We start from the raw sequence: 20,716 nt of genomic DNA, 5'->3' as shown, positions 1-20,716 counted from the left end.
CATCGTTTTTGAGGTTACGAGATGGATGATAATAAAAGTAAGGCACTGAACGCAGCACTCAGCCAAATTGAGAAACAGTTCGGTAAAAACACCGTCATGCGTTTAGGTGACAATACGGTACAAGCAGTTGAAGCAGTATCTACAGGCTCTTTAACGCTTGATATTGCACTTGGTATTGGTGGCTTACCGAAAGGTCGTATTGTTGAGATCTATGGTCCTGAATCTTCAGGTAAAACAACCATGACCTTACAAGCGATTGCTGAATGTCAAAAAGCAGGTGGCACATGTGCCTTTATTGATGCTGAACATGCACTTGACCCACAATATGCCCGTAAATTAGGGGTCGATATTGACAACCTATTGGTTTCTCAACCCGATCATGGTGAGCAGGCTTTAGAAATTGCTGACATGTTGGTACGTTCAGGTGCAATTGACATGATTGTTGTCGATTCTGTGGCAGCACTCACACCAAAAGCTGAAATTGAAGGCGAGATGGGTGATTCACACATGGGCTTACAAGCTCGTTTGATGAGCCAAGCACTACGTAAAATTACAGGTAATGCAAAGCGCTCAAACTGTATGGTGATCTTCATTAACCAAATTCGTATGAAAATTGGCGTGATGTTTGGTAGCCCTGAAACCACAACAGGTGGTAACGCTCTTAAGTTTTATGCTTCTGTACGATTGGACATTCGCCGTATTGGTCAAGTTAAAGAAGGCGATGAAATTGTTGGTTCTGAAACGCGCGTTAAAGTTGTGAAAAATAAAATGGCGCCGCCATTCCGTGAAGCATTATTCCAAATTTTGTACGGTAAAGGTGTAAACCATTTAGGTGAATTAATTGATCTTGCCGTTTCACAAGAATTGGTCAATAAAGCTGGCGCTTGGTATTCTTACAAAGGCGAAAAAATTGGTCAGGGTAAAAATAATGTGATTCGTCACCTTGAAGAAAATAAACACATTGCAGAAGAGTTAGAAAAACTCATTCGTGAACAGCTACTCACGACTGCAATACCTACTGATGAAAAAGATGAAGAAGAACCTGAATTTCTTGATGCTTAAATCATCACCATTAATCTAAACAATTAATACAAAACGCTCTTCGGGGCGTTTTTTATATACCAAACCTATTTAATGCAGAATAATGCATTTACCCTTTCCGTTCAGCGTTACACTTGACATGAAAGACACTTTTTAAATTTTTTGAATAGACATGACCGAATCCAAATTTACTAAACTTATTGATTATGATGCCCTCAAACAACAGTTTGGAGAAGCGCATCCTGAGCATGTTTCAACAACCAATGAAGAAAATTTAGATCAAGATGCTTTACGATTTAAAGCCAATCAGCACAATAAGCGATTTCTACGCCAACAGACTCAGAATAGCAATGATTCTGATATTGACTCTAATGCTCAAGATAATACCTCCACACAAGCACAAAAAATAGGACTTACAGGCACTCGCCTGCGCTCATACGCCTTTGCTGTATTGACCCGTAGAGAATACTCAAAAAAAGATTTAATTGAAAAACTCGCTTTATATGCTGAAAATCGAGATGAAGTAAATACGCTTGTAGATGAACTTTCTAGAGAGAATTACCAAAGCGATCAACGTGTTGCTGAAATGCTCGTAAGAAGCCAAATACGCAAAGGAAAAGGTCCAAATCGAATCAAGTTAGCGCTCAGAGCAAAAAGTATTGATAGCGAGCTTGCCAAACACGATATGAACGAAATTGATTGGTATGAAGAAGCCTATCAACTCAAAGTAAAAAAATACGGTACAGAAGTGAGTAAAGATCCAAAAATCAAAGCAAAACAAATCCGTTTTTTACAATATCGAGGTTTTGAAATGGATGCGATTATGAAAGCAATATCAAGAAGAGAAGAATAAATTAAGAGCAAATATAAATATTATTTTAATTATGGTGGCAACCCCACTAGCAAAACTCCGGCACATCATAGTTCTGATACCGTTGCTACCTTCCGGTCCTGGCGGGGTTCTCAGATTACAATTGCGAAGCCACCAGCGGGGCTACCATTACAAGAAGAGAGTATAGAGATTTTTTTACATCTTGCAAGTGCGTATTTTAATTTTAAGCAAGTTATTCATTCGTTTGAGTATTTATTCGCCAAATCTAATTTATACAGCTTAAATGAGTATGTTTCCCCGATTTCGATTACATCACATCCATGATTTAAACCAATATATGGCGACATTGTAAAAGCCACTTGCAATTCAAGGCAGAGCCGTTTTAAATGAGTTCATCATATTATTTTGATGCGTCCCCTTATCAAAAATAAGTAAATACGTATCTGTAGTTCAAGATGGATTTCATTATGCTCAGAAAGCATGCTTTACTCGCAATTTCACTCCTCAGCGCAGCGACACTTTATGCTGTTCCGATTGAATCTAACTCATTAAGCAGATTAAGTGCCTCTAATAGCAACACCCCAAACAATAGCAATATGAATTGGGATTTATTACAAAAAAATCAGAATCTTGAAAATCAAGTCCGTGCATTACGAGGCAAAATTGAAGAACAAGATTATGCCATTGAACAGCTAACTAAAGAACTTACGAGCAAATATACCGACTTAGATCAACGCTTAGAACTTCTCAACCAACGCCTAGATCCAGATAGTGATACAGCACAAGAAGAAGCAACTGAGCCTAAAACTGAAGTTACTCAAGAAATGACGACAGCTCCACAACAAACAATTCCACTTAGTCCAGTTCCAACTGTACCTAATAAATAAACAGCCAAATAAAAAAGACATCTTAAAGATGTCTTTTTTATTTTAATCCATTTTGTATCCGTGCTTAACGTACAACACCACGTTCTGACTTAGTCAACGAATCAATAAGTAACTGTACTTCTGCAACTTCTGGCAAAATTTCTGCTCGGATTTGCTCAATCGCTTGATCTGTAGTCAATCCTGATTTATAAATCAGCTTAAATGCACTACGCAAACCTTGTATTGTATTTTTAGACCAACCTTTACGGCGCATACCTTCTACATTCATACCAAATGCATGTGCAGGATTGCCTGACACCATCACATAAGCAGGAACATCTTTTAAAATCAATGATGCACCACCAATCATGCTGTAAGAATCAATCTTACAGAATTGATGAATACCTGAGTTACCGCCAATGATAACAAAACTACCAATGTGAACATGCCCTGCTACACCGACATTGTTAGCAAAAATATTGTGATCACCCACCACACAATCATGTGCAATATGTGTATTGACCATCAATAAATTATGACTACCAATTTTAGTCAATGCTTTATCTTGCACAGTACCACGGTGCAAACTACAGTGTTCACGAATTTTGTTATGATCACCGATTTCAAGCCAAGTTTCTTCGCCCTGATATTTTAAATCTTGACAAACTTCACCTACACTGGCAAATTGAAAAATTTCGTTGTGTTCACCAATTCGAGTATACCCACCCACAACAACGTGTGAGTGGAGCTGTGTACCTGAACCAATGCTGACATTGGGACCAATAATACAATACGGCCCAATTTTAACATCAGCCGCAATCACGGCTGATGGGTCAATAATTGCAGTTGAATGGATTAAATCTTTATTGCTCATGCCTGCTCTAATTTCTGATGAGAAATGATAATTTCAGCGGTTGCTGCAACCACGCCGTCTACACTGGCAGTACATAAATATTTGTAAATGCCACGTTTTTGCATGAGTAATTCTGATTTTAGCACGAGTTGGTCACCAGGTACGACTTGTTTTTTAAATCGTATTTTTTCGGCACCCGCAAAAAGAAACAATGAACCTGGACGTGGCTTTTCGCCATTCATAATAAAACCAAGCACACCCGATATCTGAGCCATCGCTTCAACAATCAGTACACCCGGCATAATTGGATAGCCTGGAAAATGTCCCTGCATAAATTCTTCATTAATAGAAACATTTTTATAACCAGTAATGGCATTTTCAGTAACCTCAGTCACACGATCAACCAATAAAAATGGGTAACGGTGTGGAAGATACTCACGGATGGTCTGTACCTGCATAGGAAGTTCAGGTACTGCAAATGGTAATGATTTTAACTCAGACATAATTATTTACGCGACTTTAAAGTTGTTTCAAGAGACTCAATGCGAGTTTGCATATCATCAAGCTTTTTCACAATTCGGGTCAATGGCACATCTGCTAATTGTCGAAGGCGAACCACGGTACGTTTCCATTGTCCTGATTCAAACAAACCTGTTCCTGAAGAATAAGATCCGGCTTCAGAAATAGTTTTTGTGACCATTGACATTCCTGTAATTGTCACATTATCAGCCAATGAAATATGACCAACGATACCGACACCACCAGCAAGCACGCAGTTTTTGCCAATCGTACTACTTCCTGCGACACCACACTTCGCAGCAATCGCAGTGTGTGCACCAACTTTGACGTTATGAGCGATTTGCACAAGGTTATCAATAATTACACCTTGCTCTAAAATCGTATCATCCAAAGCACCACGATCAATACTACAATTTGAGCCGATTCGGACATCATCTGCAATCTGAACCGAACCCAATTGTGCAATACGATGCCATTTTCCCTGATAAGGTGCGAAGCCGAACCCTTCTCCACCAATGACTGTATTGGCATGGATACGCACTCGATTACCTAATTTACTCGCAGCAGTAATCGTGACATGTGAATCAATAAAGCAATCCTTACCAATCTCTACACCATCATCTATTTTAACTTGCGATTGGATAATCGTATTTGCTCCAACCACACAATTTTCACCAATCACCGTGTAATGCCCAATATAGGCATCATCAGCAACAATAGCAGAAGGGTCAATTTGTGCAGTGCTTTCAATACCACGTTTTTGTACTTTTATTTCAAATGCATGCGTCAGCATCGCAAAAGCGAGGTAAGGATTATCAACAATGATAAAGTTTTGATGAGCTGTCAGTCTTGACTGTAAAACAGCAGGAATAATTAATGCCCCTGCTTTTGAAGCTTGTGCTGCCTCTATATATTTTTCACCATTCACAAACGCAATGTGATGGGGCTGTGCCTGTTCTAAACTGGCAAGATTTTCAAGTACAAGATTGTGTTGACCAATTGACTCACCTCTAACGAGCTGAGCCAATTCATCAAGCTGAAAACGATTGGATTTCATTGCTTATTTGATTGCATTAACCTTTTGAATCATTTTAGCAGTTAAATCATACTTCGAGTCAAATGCAATCACTGTATTCTTGTTCAATACAAGATCAAGACTGTTTTCAGTGCGCAATTGTTCAGCAGCCTGCTTTACACGTGTTTCAAATACGGAATTTGTATTTTGGATTGTAGACTGAACTTTTGTTTGCACACTTTGTTGAATCGTTTGGAATTCAGTCACTTTCGCTTGATACTGCGCATTAATTTGCTGCGCATTTGCACCTTGAGCCTGAGCTTTTTGCTTTAATGCCTCAATATCTTTGGTGATTTGTTCAAGTTTAGCCGTTTGTGGTTTTACTGTTTGCTCAAGCGCTGCATTTTGTTGTTTCAAATACGTGCTACTTTCAACCACTTTTTCAATATCAACAACACCATAACCCGCAGCATGTGTTAAACCTGTAATACCCATCGCCAAACTTAATAATGCAACTTTCATTTTTTTCATCATCATTCCTTTAGTTATACATTAAAACAGTAATCGGATGACCGCACTTAGAAAGTACGGCCGATTTCAAACTGAATTTCTTTGGTTTGATCGCCTGGTTTATCATTCAATGGGAATGCATAACTCAGTGATAATGGACCAATCATCGTAATCCACGTAAAGCCTACGCCTACGCTATAACGCATATTACTTAAATCGAAGTCAAAGTTATCTTTACAATATTGTTTTGCATCGACACCTGGATCTTTTGAACCTTCCGAATCACCCTGAAGATATAAAGTGCCTTGCGCGGTACTACAATTCGTATCAAAAACTTGTGCACCCTCAGCAAAAATCACAGGACGAATTTGACGAGCCCAATCACCCTTAAATGGAACAGGTAGTGCAATTTCAGTACCGAACTGAATCAAAGCATTACCACCCACTTCCTCAGGATCGTAATCTTTAGTATGACGTTCATTATACGTTACGCCCGGATAATTCGGTCCAAGCGTACTGTTATCATAACCACGTACTGAACCATAACCACCAGCATAGAAGTTTTTATAGAATGGTAAATCATTACCGTAACCTAACTTACCATAACCACGCCATACAAAATCACGCCCTAATGGGAAATAAGCTTGTGCATCATAGGTTAGTTTCTGATATTCAACATCACTACCCGGCAATGCAATTTCAGCATTTACACGATGTGACATACCTGAGGTCGGGAAAATTGGACGGTTTAATGTGTTATAAGACCAACCTAAGTTTAAGTTATAGGTTAAAAACTCACCCTCAAACTCATCACCGTAAGGAATTTCCTCCACAGCACATTTAACGCCCGTGATCACATCCTTACCTGTTACAGGATCTTTCTCAGTGATATCCTGCATTTGCGACTTACCATTGTCATCTGTCGGGCAATAGCTCGTTTCATGGTTTTTCTTGCCACCATTTGCTAACAGATAATCACGCACATAAGTCGAAACATATGGACCTGTGGTCACTTTAGTATTGTCAATGTTTAAACCTGCACTGACATTCTGGTTTTCATCAATTGGGTAACCAAAAGTCAAACCACCACCAAAGCTATCTGTAACGTAATTATTAACGTTATAGTCATTATCCAGTTTGGTTTTACGGTAATACATATTGTAACCACGACTCACACCATCAATCGTGAAATATGGATCGGTTACACTTAAGTTATAATAATCTTGTGTTTCTGAACGCGAAAGATCAATAGCAACACGATTACCTGTGCCCAAGAAATTGGTTTGACTTAAGCCTGCTTGGAAGGTAATACCACCACTTTGCGAATAACCTACCGCTAAAGTACTTGTACCTGAATGTTGCTCTTCAACTTCAACATTCAAATCGACTTGGTCGGGTGCATTTGGAATACGTACAGGTTTAACATCCACTTTACTAAAGAAACCCGTACGCTCTAGACGGACTTTTGACAAATCAATTTTTTCATTGCTTGCCAATGCACCTTCCATTTGACGCATTTCACGACGTAATACTTCATCAGCCGTTTTAGTGTTTCCTGAGAAGTTAATACGGCGTACTGTCACTTGCTGACCAGGGTTGATATAAAAATTTAAATCAACCACATGAGTTTCATTGTTAATTTCAGGAACAACGTTCACTTCAGTATAGTAATACCCTGCATTACCATATTTACGAAGCAATAACTGCTTAACAGCATTCACTTTTTCTTGCGAATAAGTTGTACCATCTTTATAAAGTTGTAAGGCTTTCAACTCTTCAGGTTTATATAGCGCATCACCTAAAAACTTAGTTTCACCAAACTTGAATTGCTCGCCTTCGTGTATTGAAACTTCAATGAAGATATTCTTTTTATCTTCACTGATATTCAAATTTGAGCTATTAATGTCAAAGTTGATATAACCCTTATTCAAATACAGTGCACGTAAAGACTCTAAACTTGCCGCCATTTTCTCACGAGCGTAGCGATCATTACGTGATACAACAGACAACCAACCACTTTCTTTTACAGCGAAGACCTGTTTAATCTCATCATCTTTAAAGACTGTATTACCAATCACGTTGATATCAAAAACTTTCGCAGGTTTACCTTCGTTAAAGTTAATATCTAAATCAACACGGTTATTTGGACGCGCGATTGTTTCAACTTTCACATCGGCATCATAACGACCTTGCTGTGAATACTGTTGCTCAAGTTCAGTCTCCAAAGTTTGCAATGCAGACTTCTTCAGCACCTCACCTTCAGCAAGACCCATTTTCTTTAAACCTTCTTCCAATGCTTCTTTTGGAATCAGCTTATTGCCTTTGAAGTTAATTTTAGAAATAACTGGTCGCTCAACAACAGTGAACACCAATACGTCATTCTCTTTACTGGCTTTGATATCATCAAACATATTGCTTGCATAAAGCGTACGAATTGAGTCTGCAATAATAGGATCTGAAATGCGACCGCCACTACTGACTGGCAACATTGCCAGTACACTGCTTTGAGTCAAACGAACCAAACCATCTACACGGATATCACGTGCAATAAATTCGTCTGCTGCATATACGTGTTGTACAGCTGCCATTGCACTTACAAGTGCAAGTGGCATAAATAAATGTGAACGCTGCATGCCTATTATTTTCCAGTAAAGTTAATTGTCCATCTATAACGTTTATAAACGCATAAAATCATTAAATATTGCGAGTATCATCATGCTACCCAACAGTAACATACCAATTTTCAAACCAACCAATTGTATTTGTTCAGAAACAGGTTTACCACGTATTGCTTCAATTATGTAATAAACCAAGTGACCGCCATCAAGCATCGGTATTGGCAATAAATTTAGAATCCCCAAACTCACACTCATCAGTGCCATAAAGGAAATAAAGGTTTGCCAACCCATTTCAGCACTTTGACCTGCCACTTTTGCTATGGTAATTGGCCCTGATAGATTATCCAGCCCAATTAAACCACGCACCATTTTCACCATGGAGTTCAAAATCATCGCTGAAATTTGACCCGTTTTTTCAACTGCCATGACTGCAGCTTCAGCAGGATTATATTGAATCGTTTGCTTATATTCTGCAGGAATATTGACCTGACCTGTCTGCGCCTGAACACCAAGCATACCAGTCACTTGTCCCATATTGTCACGTTTACCCTGTGGCATGACTTTTAAATGAACAATTTGACCTTTTCGCAACACATCCATCGCCAAAAGTTTTTCAGGTGATTTTTGTACCACATCCACCACATCAAACCAATCTTTCATTGGCACTTGATTAATTGCAACAATCTTATCGCCTTCTTTCATGCCTTGACGAATCGCCGCACCATCTTCACTGAGTTTAAAAACAACAGCAGGAATTTCAGGACGATACGGTACAAAACCCAGTACATCAAAAGGTGATTGGGTTTGATCTTTTAAGAATGCTTGAATCGGTAGTACAAAATTTTGTACTTGACCTTGACGTTCAACTCGCAAATCGATATGCCCTGTTTCACCAACACGATCAACCAATGCATAATTGAGCTTTTCCCAATTGGGTGTTTCAGTACCATCAATCGCTACAATTTTATCACCCGCTTGTAGTTGCATCGTTGCAGCAGGTGTATTCGGTAGAATTTTACCAATACGCGTATTCAATTGCTCTTGAGCAGGTAGAAATAGAATCCAAAATAAAAATGCTGCAAAAATCAGATTCACCAATGGTCCTGCTGCAACAATTGCAATACGCTTCCATGGTGATTGGCGGTTAAATGCATAAGGTAAATCTTCTGCACTGACATTGCCTTCACGCTCATCAAGCATTTTGACATAGCCACCTAAAGGCAAAGCCGAAAGCTGATACTGAATACCTGATTTTTTTGATGTCCATTTAAGCACAACAGGACCAAAGCCTATGGAATACACCAAGACTTTAACACCCAATTTACGAGCAACCCAATAATGACCAAACTCATGAATGGCAATTAATGGACCAAGTAAAAAGATAGCAGCAACAATGATAAAAAGAACATTCATGCCTTAGCTTCCCAGTTGTAAAATGCGCTGTTCAGCAACCTGACGAGCAAGTCGATCTGTATGCAAAATAATATCAATACTTTCTGCAACACCATTTTGAACATGATTGAGCGTATATTCAACTGTTTCTGCAATCTGTAAAAAACCAATTTTCTGCTGTAAGAATGCAGCAACTGCTATTTCATTGGCTGCATTTAAAATTGTAGCCGCTAAACCACCATTTTTCATCGCTTGGCGAGCCAACTTTAAAGCTGGAAAACGAACTAAATCAGGTTCTTGAAAATCCAACCGTGATTGTACGAACAAATCTAGCGGTGGCACATCCGTCTGAATACGCTCCGGCCATGCCAAAGCATGAGCAATTGGCGTACACATATCAGGGTTACCCATTTGAGCCAAAGTTGAACCATCCACATATTGAACCATAGAGTGAATAATACTTTGTGGATGCACAACCACTGTAACAAAATGTTCTTTAATTGAAAATAAATGACACGCTTCGATCAATTCCAAGCCTTTATTCATCAAGGTTGCTGAATCTACCGATATTTTTTGTCCCATCGACCAATTCGGATGCTTACAGGCTTGTGCAGGTGTGACTTGTTTTAATTGTTCTAAGCTATGATCACGAAATGGCCCGCCTGAAGCAGTCAACAAAACTTGCTTCACACCAAGTAAAGGCTCACCGTGTTTCTCAATCTGTAAATAATTTTGAGGCAGGCACTGAAATATCGCATTATGCTCAGAATCGACAGGCAACAATAATGCTTGATGCTTTTTAGCCTCTTGAATCATGATATCACCAGACATCACCAAGGCTTCTTTATTGGCAAGTAAAACACGTTTACCTGCTTTAACAGCCGCTAATGTAGGTAACAATCCTGCTGCACCAACAATTGCGGCCATAACAACATCGACATCTGTATGTTGTGAAACAGCAATTAAACCTTCCTCACCACTTAGAATTTCAATATCATGAATATTCATAGCTTGAAGCAATTGATTTAATTCATCTACTCTTACAGCAGGCACGACCGCGATTTTCGGTCTATACTGTTTACATATTTGGCTTAATTCTTCAATACGACTATACGCCGTCACTGCAAAAACCGAATATTTGTCAGGATGTTGCTCCAAAACTTTAAGCGTGCTTAAACCAATCGAACCCGTAACACCTAATATACTGACAGATTGTGACATCTATAAATTTACACCAATAAGTTTTAAAACATACAAACCTGCTGCAAAAATCGGCGCAGCAGCAAGTAAAGAATCAATTCGATCAAGTACACCGCCATGACCTGGCAAAATACGTCCCGAATCTTTAATTCCAGCACGACGTTTGATCATTGATTCAAACAAATCGCCCTGCACTGAACTAAAGACAGTAACAATAGATAAAATCAGAAAAAGAATATGTTGTGAGAGCGTTAGATTCAAGTAAACCGTTTGCACAATCACAATAATAATGGCAACCGTAACAATTCCACCCAATAAACCTTCAATGGATTTATTTGGACTAACTGAAGGTGCAAGTTTACGACGCCCTAATTTACGTCCAACAAAATATGCACCACTGTCTGCCCCCCAAACTAAAAGGAACAAGTACATGAGCCACCAAGGTGAACTTTCCCAAACATTGAAAATCGCAGTGACAGCAGCGGTAATCAGTACCAATCCAACAACATATAGGCTTGCATTATACCAACCATCATATTCTGGATAAGACTTCACCCAATGCACACTTACAATCCAAGTAAGAATTGAGGCAGCCCAAAGCAATAATGCTAAGTCGCCAAAATAAAGTGCTAAACCTGAAAGACCAGCTGTAAGTAAACCAAAGCCTGCTGCTTGAAGCTTATTTACACTGTCATTCTCATCACGTGGCATGAGCTTAAACCACTCATAACCACCCGCCCCAGCCATAAGAATCATCAATACATACATCGGGTAAGGTGATGGAGTAGCGAACATACAGCTCAGCACTACCGCGACCAATACCAATGCGGTTATTATCCGCTCTAACATTATTATTTCTCTGTATTCTGTTGTTGGATTTGCTCTGATGTTTGTCCAAAACGTCGTTCACGGCCCGCAAATACGCCAAATGCGTGATCAAGCTCTTCAACTGTAAACTCTGGCCATAAAGTCTGAGTAAAGTATAATTCTGCGTAAGCCGCTTGCCACAATAAAAAATTCGACAGCCGATAATCACCACCCGTACGAATAAGTAGATCAACAGGTGGTAAGTCACCCAAACTAATATGCTGCCCAAAAAGTTCAGCATCAATTTGATCAACTTCTAACTCTTGATCTTTTACCATTTGTGCAAGTTGACGCGCTGTATTTGAGATATCCCACATACCGCCATAACTGACCGCAATTGTTAACGTCATGTTAACAAAATTAGCAGTCCTTTGTTCAGCATGCAACATTAATTCACGTAGCTCAGGTGAAAGTCGACTGCGATCACCAATAAAACGCAAGGCAATTTCAAAGTGAATCATGCGAGGAATTTGTTCAAGAATCGTTTCTTCAAGCAATTTCATGAGCAAATCCACTTCATACTGTGGACGATTCCAATTTTCACTGGAAAAAGCATAAATGGTGAGTGCAGTTATATTTTGTTTGCGACAATGCTCCACAATAGGATCAAGAACATTTTTTCCTTCACGGTGGCCATCGCCTTTTTGTAACTGTTTCTTTTTAGCAAAACGATTGTTGCCATCCATGATGATGGCAACATGTTTCGGAAGAGTCGTGTCTTCAGATGTGGTCATTGTAAATCTTAGACCTTCATCAATTCAGCTTCTTTTGCAGCAAGGCGCTTTTCAACTTCTGCAACAAATTTATCGGTGATTTTTTGGATATCATCACTTGCACGACGATCATCATCTTCAGAAATTTCTTTTTCTTTCAATAATGCTTTGATGTCACCTAAAACATCACGACGAATGTTACGAATCGCAACTTTCGCATTCTCAGCTTCATTACGTGCAACTTTTTGCATGTCTTTACGTGTTTCTTCAGTCAAAGCCGCCATTGGTACACGTATTGTATCTGAAGTCACAGGGTTTAGACCGAGACCAGACTCACGAATTGCTTTATCAATCGTAGAAACCATTGAGCGTTCAAACGGCTGTACAACTAAAGTACGTGAGTCTTCAACACCAACGCTTGCTACTTGATTCAATGGAACATCAGAACCATAGTAAGAAACCATAACGCCATTTAAGATTGATGGATGCGCACGACCCGTACGAACCTTTGCAAAACCATGCTCTAAAGATTCTAAAGACTTGTTCATACGCTCTTCAGCATCTTTTTTCAGATCGTTAATCATATGATCTTCCTTACTTATTCATTCAAAAACAAAAAATTAAAGTTCAGCAGTATAAAGTGCTTTCAGGCTTACGTACATTAGTTTGTAACGTGAGTCCCTTCTTTTTCACCCATCACTACAGAAAGCAATGCACCTGATTTATTCATATCGAATACTTGCAGGGGCACATTATGATCACGACATAAGCAAATTGCCGTTAAATCCATCACACCTAATTTTTCATCAAGTACTTGATCGAAAGTTAATGTGTCATATTTAACAGCATCATCGTATTTACTTGGATCTTTATTGTATACACCATCAACTTTAGTCGCTTTCAAAATCAAATCTGATTCAATTTCAATACCACGTAAGCAAGCAGCCGTATCGGTTGTAAAGAACGGATTACCCGTACCTGCAACAAACACACATACTTCGCCTTGCGTTAAATGGCGAATTGCATCACGACTTGAGTACGACTCAACCACAGCACCAATTGGTAATGCAGACATTAAGCGAGTTTTAATATTACGGCGTACCAAAGCATCGCGTAATGCCAAACCATTCATCACCGTTGCAAGCATACCCATTTGATCACCCGTTACACGACCAACCAAACCTTCTTTTTGCAATTGGCTACCACGGTAAAGATTACCACCACCCACCACGATGCCCACTTGCACACCCAAACCGACCATGTGTGCAATAGATAAAGACATTTGATCAAGCACTTGTGCATCAATCCCCATGTCCTTATTTCCAGCCAACGCCTCGCCAGAAAGTTTAAGTAAAATGCGCTCGTAACGTGGCTTTTTTGAATCCATCATGAGTGTACTCCGAAATCTATAGCTTAATTTTATCTGAATATCTTTAAAAATTTCTTAAACTTAAACTGTTTTTACAGCAATAAGTTTAGCAAACAGGTCATATTCATCTGCATCGGTAATTTCAACTTCAAGTAAATCGCCTGACTTGATCAGTGATTTATCAATATCTTCAACAAAGACATTGCCATCAATTTCAGGTGCATCTGCATAAGAGCGTGCAATTGCAACAGGGAATTCTTCGTCTAATTCATCAACCAATACAGTCATGGTTTGACCAATACGCTTCTGTAGTTTCGCAGCCGAAATAGCTTGCTGAACTTCCATAAAACGTTCATAACGTTCTTGTTTAACTTCTTCAGCAACATGATCAGGTAAATCGTTTGCTGTTGCACCTTCAACCGGTGAATACGTAAAACAACCTACTCGATCAAGCTGTGCTTCTTTTAGCCAATCCAGCAACATCACGAAGTCTTCTTCAGTTTCACCTGGAAAGCCGACCACAAATGTAGAACGAATAACTAAATCAGGACATTTCTCACGCCATAATTTTAAACGTTCCAGTGTATTTTCACTGTGGGCTGGTCGCTTCATCAATTTTAAGATGCGCGGACTGGCATGTTGAAAAGGAATATCTAAATATGGAAGAATTTTGCCTTGTGCCATTAGGTCAATAACAGCATCGACATGCGGATATGGGTAGACATAGTGCAAACGCACCCAAATGCCCAATTGACCCAATGCTTCACACATATCAAAAAACTTAGTTTTAACAGGCTGACCATTCCAAAAATCCAACTTATATTTGGTATCTAAACCATAAGCTGAGGTATCTTGGGAAATCACTAAAACTTCTTTCACACCTGCATTTTTCAATGCTTGAGCTTCAGACAGAACTGAGCCTACTGGACGTGAAACAAGGTCACCTCGCATACTTGGAATAATACAGAATGTGCAACGATGGTTACAGCCTTCCGATATTTTCAAATATGCATAATGTTTTGGTGTCAAACGAATACCTTGTTCAGGGACAAGGTCGATGAACGGATTATGTTTAGGTGGCTCTGGTACGTACTCATGTACGGCTTCCATCACTTCCTGATATGCTGCTGCGCCTGTTACTTTTAGGACATTTGGATGCATCGCGCGAATTTTCGCTTCATCTTTTCCTAAACAGCCCGTCACAATAACACGACCATTGGCACTCATGGCTTCGCCAATGGCATCCAATGATTCTTGCACTGCAGATTCAATAAAACCACAGGTATTCACTACAACTAAATCTGCACCATCATAATCTGATGCAACATCATAACCCTCAGTTTTTAACTGAGTTAAAATTCGTTCAGAATCTACCAATGCCTTAGGACAACCTAAAGATACAAAACCGACTTTGGGGGACTTCATGAATCTATGCTCCACTATATTCCGCGTATTGTAAGACTTTTCTGATTATAAAAACAGTTGCAAACGGCACTCTTTGCATAACGCACCAAAATACAACCAATGTATATTCAAAATACCCAATTCGCACCAAAACAGTTCAAAAATATTGTAATGTGAATATACTCAATATAATGATGGAATTAAAAAGCACACTTAGTGTTCATTTTTATCAAAAAAAGCGATCAACTTGAACAACAATGAAAAGTTGGCGTGTATTTTGCTTTATAGCAGTTCAGCAATCGCCCAACATCGGGTCAAATTTTCTGAATCAGCTTTTCACATTGAACAGGAAAGGATGCAAGATCAAACTGCTTTTGCGCTATTTTAATACAGGAATTTTGGACGAATGGATCAATATCCAACGATCGATTACAGACTTTTGGTCGACAACATGACCACCGCGATTTTACTGATCGATAGTCAACTTAACATTTTTTATTTGAACTCGTCTTGTGAAGCCCTTTTTGACATCAGTTTATTACGAGCATCGGGTCAACCCGTCATGAATCTTCTTCATGCGCCAAATGACGACTTTAATACCTATGAAGCCTTACTCAATACATTAAAAACGGGGCAATCTTACACACGCCGTGAAGCAACCATCAATGTTAACTTTAAAGACATGCACGTGGACTATAGTGTGTCACAACTCAATACGGGTAAGCCCTACCACCCCTTATTGATGATTGAACTTAATCCAATTGATCGCATGTTGAAAATATCTAAAGAAGAAAATCTCATACAACAACATCAAGTTGCTCGCCAACTAATTCGTGGTGTTGCACATGAAATTAAAAATCCACTTGGAGGTATTCGTGGCGCAACACAATTGCTTGCTCGTAGTTTAAATGATCCACAATATGCAGAATTCACCGACATTATTATTAGTGAAGTCGATCGTTTGCGAAATTTAGCAGATACGATGCTGGGCTCACGCCAACTTCCAAGTTACGAATTGGTCAATGTCCATGAACCGCTTGAGCGTGTACGTGCGCTAGTAGCAAATCAAACCAAAAAGAAAGTCAAAATCACACGTGACTATGACCTATCTTTACCCGAAGTCAAAGCTGACCGTGATCAACTTATTCAAGTGATGTTGAATGTCAGCGTCAACGCTATTCAAGCCATGACTGAAAATAAAGACTTCTTTGTAGACCATCAGCCTGAACTCATTTTAAGAACACGTATTCAGCGACTGGTCACTATTAATGGCACATTACATCGCTCAACACTTCGTATCGATATTGAAGACAATGGACTCGGCATTCCCGAAGATATTATCGAATCGGTGTTTTATCCGCTCGTGACTGCACGTGCAAGTGGTACAGGTTTGGGCTTAAGCATCGCACAAAATATCATGCATCAACATAATGGAATGATTGACTGTCAATCAGTTCCTGGAAAAACAATATTTAGCCTTTATTTACCTTGGGAGACAAACCATGTCACATAATAAAATCTGGGTCATTGATGACGACCGTGCCATGCGTTGGGTGTTGGAAAAAACATTCAAGGAAGAAGGCTTTGATGTGACGAGTTTTGAAGAAGCACAATCTGCACTCGATGAACTCCCTCATAATGCGCCTGATGTCATTTTGACTGACATTCGCATGCCTGGTATTGATGGCCTAACCTTTTTAGCAAAGGTTAAAAGCAACTACCCTGATTTACCTGTCATTATTATGACAGCACACTCAGACTTAGAGTCAGCAGTATCAAGCTATCAAACTGGGGCTTTTGAATACTTACCTAAGCCTTTTGATATTGATGAAGCACTTGCACTGGTGAATCGTGCAATTTTGCATATCAATAAGCTACAACAACAAGAATCTGCAAAAACCACGCAACCAATTCAGTCAACTGAAATTATTGGTGAATCTCCTGCCATGCAGGAAGTATTTCGTGCCATTGGTCGCCTATCGCAATCGCACATTACAGTGTTGATTAATGGCGAATCTGGCACAGGTAAAGAGTTGGTTGCACATGCATTACATCGCCACTCACCTCGTGGCAATAAGCCTTTTATTGCACTGAATATGGCAGCCATTCCAAAAGATTTGATTGAAACCGAACTTTTTGGACATGAAAAAGGTGCATTTACTGGAGCGAATACCCAACGTCAAGGACGTTTTGAGCAAGCCAATGGCGGTACACTATTTCTAGATGAAATTGGCGATATGCCTTTTGAAACACAGACACGTTTATTGCGTGTATTGGCAGATGGTGAGTTTTATCGTGTTGGTGGACATATTCCAGTCAAAGTGGATGTACGTATTGTCGCAGCGACACATCAAGATTTGGAAAAATTGGTTCATGATGGTCGCTTCCGTGAAGATCTCTATCATCGACTCAATGTCATTCGTATTCATATACCCAAATTGGCACATCGCTCAGAAGATATTCCAATGCTTGCGCAACATTTCCTTGCCCGTGCAGGCAAAGAACTTGGCGTAAGTCCGAAAATCTTACGTCTTGAAACCCAAGAATACATCAAGCAACTACCTTGGCCAGGGAATGTGCGTCAACTTGAAAATACCTGTCGTTGGCTCACTGTAATGATTACAGGGCGTGAAGTGTATCCCGAGGATCTACCTTCAGAACTCAAACAAATTCCACTTAGCAAAGTAGATGAAACTGGACAAGCGATCACAGGTATTGATCGGATTGCACTGCATCATTGGGATGAAATGCTAGGTCAATGGGCGATTCAAAAACTTAAAAATGGTGAAATGAAAATTCTCGACATTGCTACACCGATGTTTGAGAAAACCTTAATTAATGCGGCACTACAACAAACTCGTGGACGTAAACGTCATGCAGCTGAATTGCTCGGTTGGGGACGTAATACACTGACACGTAAACTTAAAGAGCTTGGTCTAGATTCTGTAGAAGATGAAGACGAAGATGAAAGCAGTAAAAGTGCATTAGCAGATTAAGCTGTAATCATTTAACTTTAACAAAAAATGCCCTGATGATTCAGGGCATTTTTATACATTCACTAAAATGTTCAACAACCACTATTAATTGCTCGTTTCCCATTGCTCGCCTGTTTCAGACAACAAAATATTTTCAGGAAAACGTAATGCAATCAATTGACTTGTATATGCCCGATCATACTGACGATCAACATAGCGCTTACCCACAGAGTAATCGACACAAAAAACATTCTTTTTTTGACCAAACCATTGTACTGCATCAATATATTTAAAAAATCCTGTTTTCTCATCCGTCATTTTAAAATTTCGCCAATAATGCCCAATAATCACAGGAATTTCATCTTGATAATGCGCCCACCATGCAGAGCGATCGATCATGCGCCATCTCCCACCGACATAAAAAGGCTGATCAACCAAAAGTTCAGCACCTGAAGTCAATACTTTCATTGGGTTATGCATTTGCTCTACAAGGTCTTGCTGTGCCAAATAGGGTAAAAATGGAATGTCTGCTTGTGGGTTTTTCATCTGTGACCGATATTGCGCCGATTCACGTTTTGCCTGTTCTGCAATGCCTGTTTCACGAACATGATTTTCTGTCATTTGTACAAATTGATCATACGCCTGACGAGTTCCAAGTCCTTGCATACTTTTAAGTATATCAATTGAGTTTTGATCCCAGCAGGCATGTACAACGCGTAACTTTTCCGACTCTAATGCAATTGGCAAAGTTGCCAAAAAATTTAAAATATTCAATCTTTCTTGATGATTTATCTGCCTTGATGTAAAAGATTTATGATCATCTTCATGTGGCGAACCAAAAAACCAACCATTGCCCTCACGCTTTGCATCAATCAGCAAATTTAATTCATGATTACCTAAAACACATTGAGCTTTCCCTTGCTCAACCAATGCTTTTACACGCTGAATCACCGCAAAACTGTCTACCCCACGATCACATAAATCACCCACAAAAATAAGCTTACGTTGCTCAGGATGATGACCTTGTTCATCATAACCCAAGACATCTAACAAATGATTTAAAGCTTCAATTTCACCATGAATATCACCTACAATATCAAGAGGTTCATCGAATAATGTCTGTACAAATGCGTTGTTCATTAATCCCCCTAACAATAGATTTATCCACAAACACAGATTCAGTTGTTTTCATCACACAGCAGATGCTTTTCAAAAATTTGCACCTAACCAATTTTCCAAACATTAGTCATCTAAATGAAATGCAAAATTATTCATTAAATTTCTCACCTTGTCTAAATATTGATCATCTAACTGATGAATATGTGGATGAATTAAGACAAAATTCAAATGATTATTTTAGCTAACTTAAAAACCAATGTACTCTCAATCGCTCGTTCAATCATAATAGTTTCAGGCTCAAATTCTTTCAACTGAGCTTCTAACGCATCAATTGAAAGCCCATTTACAGCCACATCCATCTCCCTAGATTTACGATGATTTAAACACAATGCATAGGACGGAAAAAAGTTTTATATTCAACTCTTCATAATGACATTATTACGATTTATTTTTTTGATAATAAATTTTTAAATTCAATAAACCAACTGATTATATTCAATTATTATGACAAGCATTAAATACCATAAACAGATAAACCACTAAACAAAAAAATAAAATATCGTATAAAAATCAAATATTTCATCATCTTTTCACATCCAATACGCAGCAAAAAAATATCTTTTTTTGAAATTTTCAGAAATTTCAGCACAACAGAAAATAGCACCAATATATAAAAAGAAGCACTTATGAAAATTAGATATTTTATGCTCATTGCTATTGCTTTGAGTGCGATAGATACTACTTTTTCCACAGTCGGTGGCAAGCAAATGTTGTGATTTTCAGGCTATGATCAAAATGCCCAGAAACTTTATTGATTACGCCATTATGAAGATGAAAGTGTTCGCTTACCGAACTCTATTATTATCATTTAAAAGCATGTACAGCAAAGCAAACTAAAGCACTCCCTCAATTAATTGAAGTCAGATCGCTTATCTTAGCCAGCAAACTCAAAAAATTGATACTGACCAAAATATCACTCAATTCTACAAAAAAATTGATAAAATTCAAAAGTGCTTACACCCTTTAAGAGTCGAAGAATCAACACAATTGCATATTCAGCAACCAAATTTTATCTCACAATTCTAGAAGAAACAGGTTATATCACTGAAGACCTATTTTACTTTCCAAATAACCATTTAGTTATTTAGAAAATCATAAAAAAAACCTCAACCATGAAAATAGTTGAGGTCTTTAAGATTCATAAACTTAAGCAGCTTCACGCTCACCAATTGGCGTTACTTTACGCAGCTCAGGACCCGTATAATCCGCACTTGGACGAATAATACGATTGTCTGCACGTTGCTCCATGACATGTGCAGCCCAACCTGTTACACGACTCATCACAAAGATTGGTGTAAATAGCTTGGTTGCAATGTCCATGAAATGGTATGCCGATGCATGGAAGAAGTCTGCATTACAGAAC

General features: G+C 38.9%; 20 protein-coding genes and 1 other RNA gene. 5 read left to right on the top strand and 16 right to left on the bottom strand.

What is annotated here, in order from left to right:
* Positions 1–21 precede the first annotated feature (21 nt).
* Positions 22–1,062: a recombinase RecA gene (gene recA, locus FW754_RS11045; protein ID WP_409510564.1), complete on the top strand. Its 1,041-nt coding sequence runs from the start codon at positions 22–24 to the stop codon at positions 1,060–1,062.
* 151 nt (positions 1,063–1,213) lie between these two features.
* Positions 1,214–1,894, top strand: coding sequence for a regulatory protein RecX (locus tag FW754_RS11040; protein WP_446324663.1), 681 nt, complete (start codon positions 1,214–1,216; stop codon positions 1,892–1,894).
* A gap of 41 nt (positions 1,895–1,935) precedes the next feature.
* Here the strand turns inward: FW754_RS11040 and ffs are convergent.
* An RNA gene (gene ffs / locus FW754_RS11035) (signal recognition particle sRNA small type) lies at positions 1,936–2,032 on the bottom strand.
* A 308-nt stretch (positions 2,033–2,340) separates the two neighbouring features.
* On the opposite strand from ffs, the gene FW754_RS11030 reads away from it, so the two are divergent.
* The gene (locus FW754_RS11030; RefSeq protein ID WP_446324662.1) at positions 2,341–2,760 is read left to right on the top strand and encodes a YbgF trimerization domain-containing protein; all 420 of its coding nucleotides are present in this window, start codon (positions 2,341–2,343) and stop codon (positions 2,758–2,760) included.
* Positions 2,761–2,824: 64 nt separating this feature from the next.
* On the opposite strand, the gene lpxA is transcribed toward FW754_RS11030, so the two are convergent.
* The 12 genes from lpxA to rimO all read right to left on the bottom strand — a co-directional run bounded on the left by lpxA (position 2,825) and on the right by rimO (position 15,220).
* The gene (gene lpxA / locus FW754_RS11025; RefSeq protein WP_409510567.1) at positions 2,825–3,613 is read right to left on the bottom strand and encodes an acyl-ACP--UDP-N-acetylglucosamine O-acyltransferase; all 789 of its coding nucleotides are present in this window, start codon (positions 3,611–3,613) and stop codon (positions 2,825–2,827) included.
* Positions 3,610–4,095 carry a 3-hydroxyacyl-ACP dehydratase FabZ gene (gene fabZ / locus FW754_RS11020; RefSeq protein ID WP_409510568.1) on the bottom strand — a complete coding sequence of 162 codons (486 nt, stop codon included), beginning with the start codon at positions 4,093–4,095 and terminating at the stop codon, positions 3,610–3,612. The genes lpxA and fabZ overlap by 4 nt, the downstream gene beginning before the upstream one ends.
* A 2-nt stretch (positions 4,096–4,097) precedes the next feature.
* Positions 4,098–5,168, bottom strand: a complete 1,071-nt coding sequence (gene lpxD, locus FW754_RS11015; protein ID WP_409510569.1) for a UDP-3-O-(3-hydroxymyristoyl)glucosamine N-acyltransferase — start codon at positions 5,166–5,168, stop codon at positions 4,098–4,100.
* A 3-nt stretch (positions 5,169–5,171) separates the two neighbouring features.
* Positions 5,172–5,657, bottom strand: coding sequence for an OmpH family outer membrane protein (locus FW754_RS11010; RefSeq protein WP_409510570.1), 486 nt, complete (start codon positions 5,655–5,657; stop codon positions 5,172–5,174).
* A 47-nt stretch (positions 5,658–5,704) separates the two neighbouring features.
* Positions 5,705–8,269, bottom strand: coding sequence for an outer membrane protein assembly factor BamA (gene bamA / locus FW754_RS11005; protein ID WP_419346665.1), 2,565 nt, complete (start codon positions 8,267–8,269; stop codon positions 5,705–5,707).
* A gap of 42 nt (positions 8,270–8,311) precedes the next feature.
* Positions 8,312–9,667 carry an RIP metalloprotease RseP gene (rseP, locus tag FW754_RS11000; protein WP_409510572.1) on the bottom strand — a complete coding sequence of 452 codons (1,356 nt, stop codon included), beginning with the start codon at positions 9,665–9,667 and terminating at the stop codon, positions 8,312–8,314.
* Positions 9,668–9,670: 3 nt separating this feature from the next.
* Positions 9,671–10,867, bottom strand: coding sequence for a 1-deoxy-D-xylulose-5-phosphate reductoisomerase (gene ispC / locus FW754_RS10995; protein ID WP_409510573.1), 1,197 nt, complete (start codon positions 10,865–10,867; stop codon positions 9,671–9,673).
* A complete protein-coding gene (locus FW754_RS10990; RefSeq protein ID WP_409510574.1) occupies positions 10,868–11,695 on the bottom strand; it encodes a phosphatidate cytidylyltransferase in 828 nt (275 codons plus the stop codon).
* A 2-nt stretch (positions 11,696–11,697) separates the two neighbouring features.
* Positions 11,698–12,447: a polyprenyl diphosphate synthase gene (gene uppS, locus FW754_RS10985; protein WP_409510575.1), complete on the bottom strand. Its 750-nt coding sequence runs from the start codon at positions 12,445–12,447 to the stop codon at positions 11,698–11,700.
* Positions 12,448–12,455: 8 nt separating this feature from the next.
* Positions 12,456–13,010, bottom strand: a complete 555-nt coding sequence (gene frr, locus FW754_RS10980) for a ribosome recycling factor (protein WP_409510576.1) — start codon at positions 13,008–13,010, stop codon at positions 12,456–12,458.
* 77 nt (positions 13,011–13,087) lie between these two features.
* Positions 13,088–13,816 (bottom strand): UMP kinase, encoded by a 729-nt coding sequence (pyrH, locus tag FW754_RS10975; RefSeq protein ID WP_409510577.1) that lies wholly within the window; start codon positions 13,814–13,816, stop codon positions 13,088–13,090.
* Positions 13,817–13,876: 60 nt separating this feature from the next.
* On the bottom strand, positions 13,877–15,220 hold the full coding sequence (rimO, locus tag FW754_RS10970) for a 30S ribosomal protein S12 methylthiotransferase RimO (protein WP_409510578.1): 1,344 nt from the start codon (positions 15,218–15,220) through the stop codon (positions 13,877–13,879).
* 385 nt (positions 15,221–15,605) lie between these two features.
* Between rimO and glnL the strand changes: the two genes are divergently transcribed.
* Together glnL and glnG are read left to right on the top strand one after the other, a co-directional pair.
* On the top strand, positions 15,606–16,712 hold the full coding sequence (gene glnL, locus FW754_RS10965; RefSeq protein ID WP_419346654.1) for a nitrogen regulation protein NR(II): 1,107 nt from the start codon (positions 15,606–15,608) through the stop codon (positions 16,710–16,712).
* Positions 16,702–18,195, top strand: a complete 1,494-nt coding sequence (glnG, locus tag FW754_RS10960; RefSeq protein ID WP_409510580.1) for a nitrogen regulation protein NR(I) — start codon at positions 16,702–16,704, stop codon at positions 18,193–18,195. The genes glnL and glnG overlap by 11 nt, the downstream gene beginning before the upstream one ends.
* Positions 18,196–18,279: 84 nt before the next feature.
* Here glnG and FW754_RS10955 read toward each other — a convergent pair whose 3' ends face one another.
* The 3 genes from FW754_RS10955 to FW754_RS10945 all read right to left on the bottom strand — a co-directional run.
* Entirely contained in the window at positions 18,280–19,314 is a 1,035-nt protein-coding gene (locus FW754_RS10955) for a metallophosphoesterase (protein WP_446324661.1), read from the bottom strand.
* Positions 19,315–19,517: 203 nt separating this feature from the next.
* Entirely contained in the window at positions 19,518–19,646 is a 129-nt protein-coding gene (locus tag FW754_RS10950; protein WP_446324660.1) for a hypothetical protein, read from the bottom strand.
* An 853-nt stretch (positions 19,647–20,499) separates the two neighbouring features.
* Positions 20,500–20,716 (bottom strand): citrate/2-methylcitrate synthase (locus FW754_RS10945; RefSeq protein ID WP_446324659.1); only part of this gene is annotated, 217 nt, incomplete at its 5' end.

The organism is Acinetobacter sp. 1207_04 (assembly GCF_052850415.1).
Note: the sequence above shows the minus strand (reverse complement) of the source record. Positions and strands in the feature narration are given on the sequence as shown.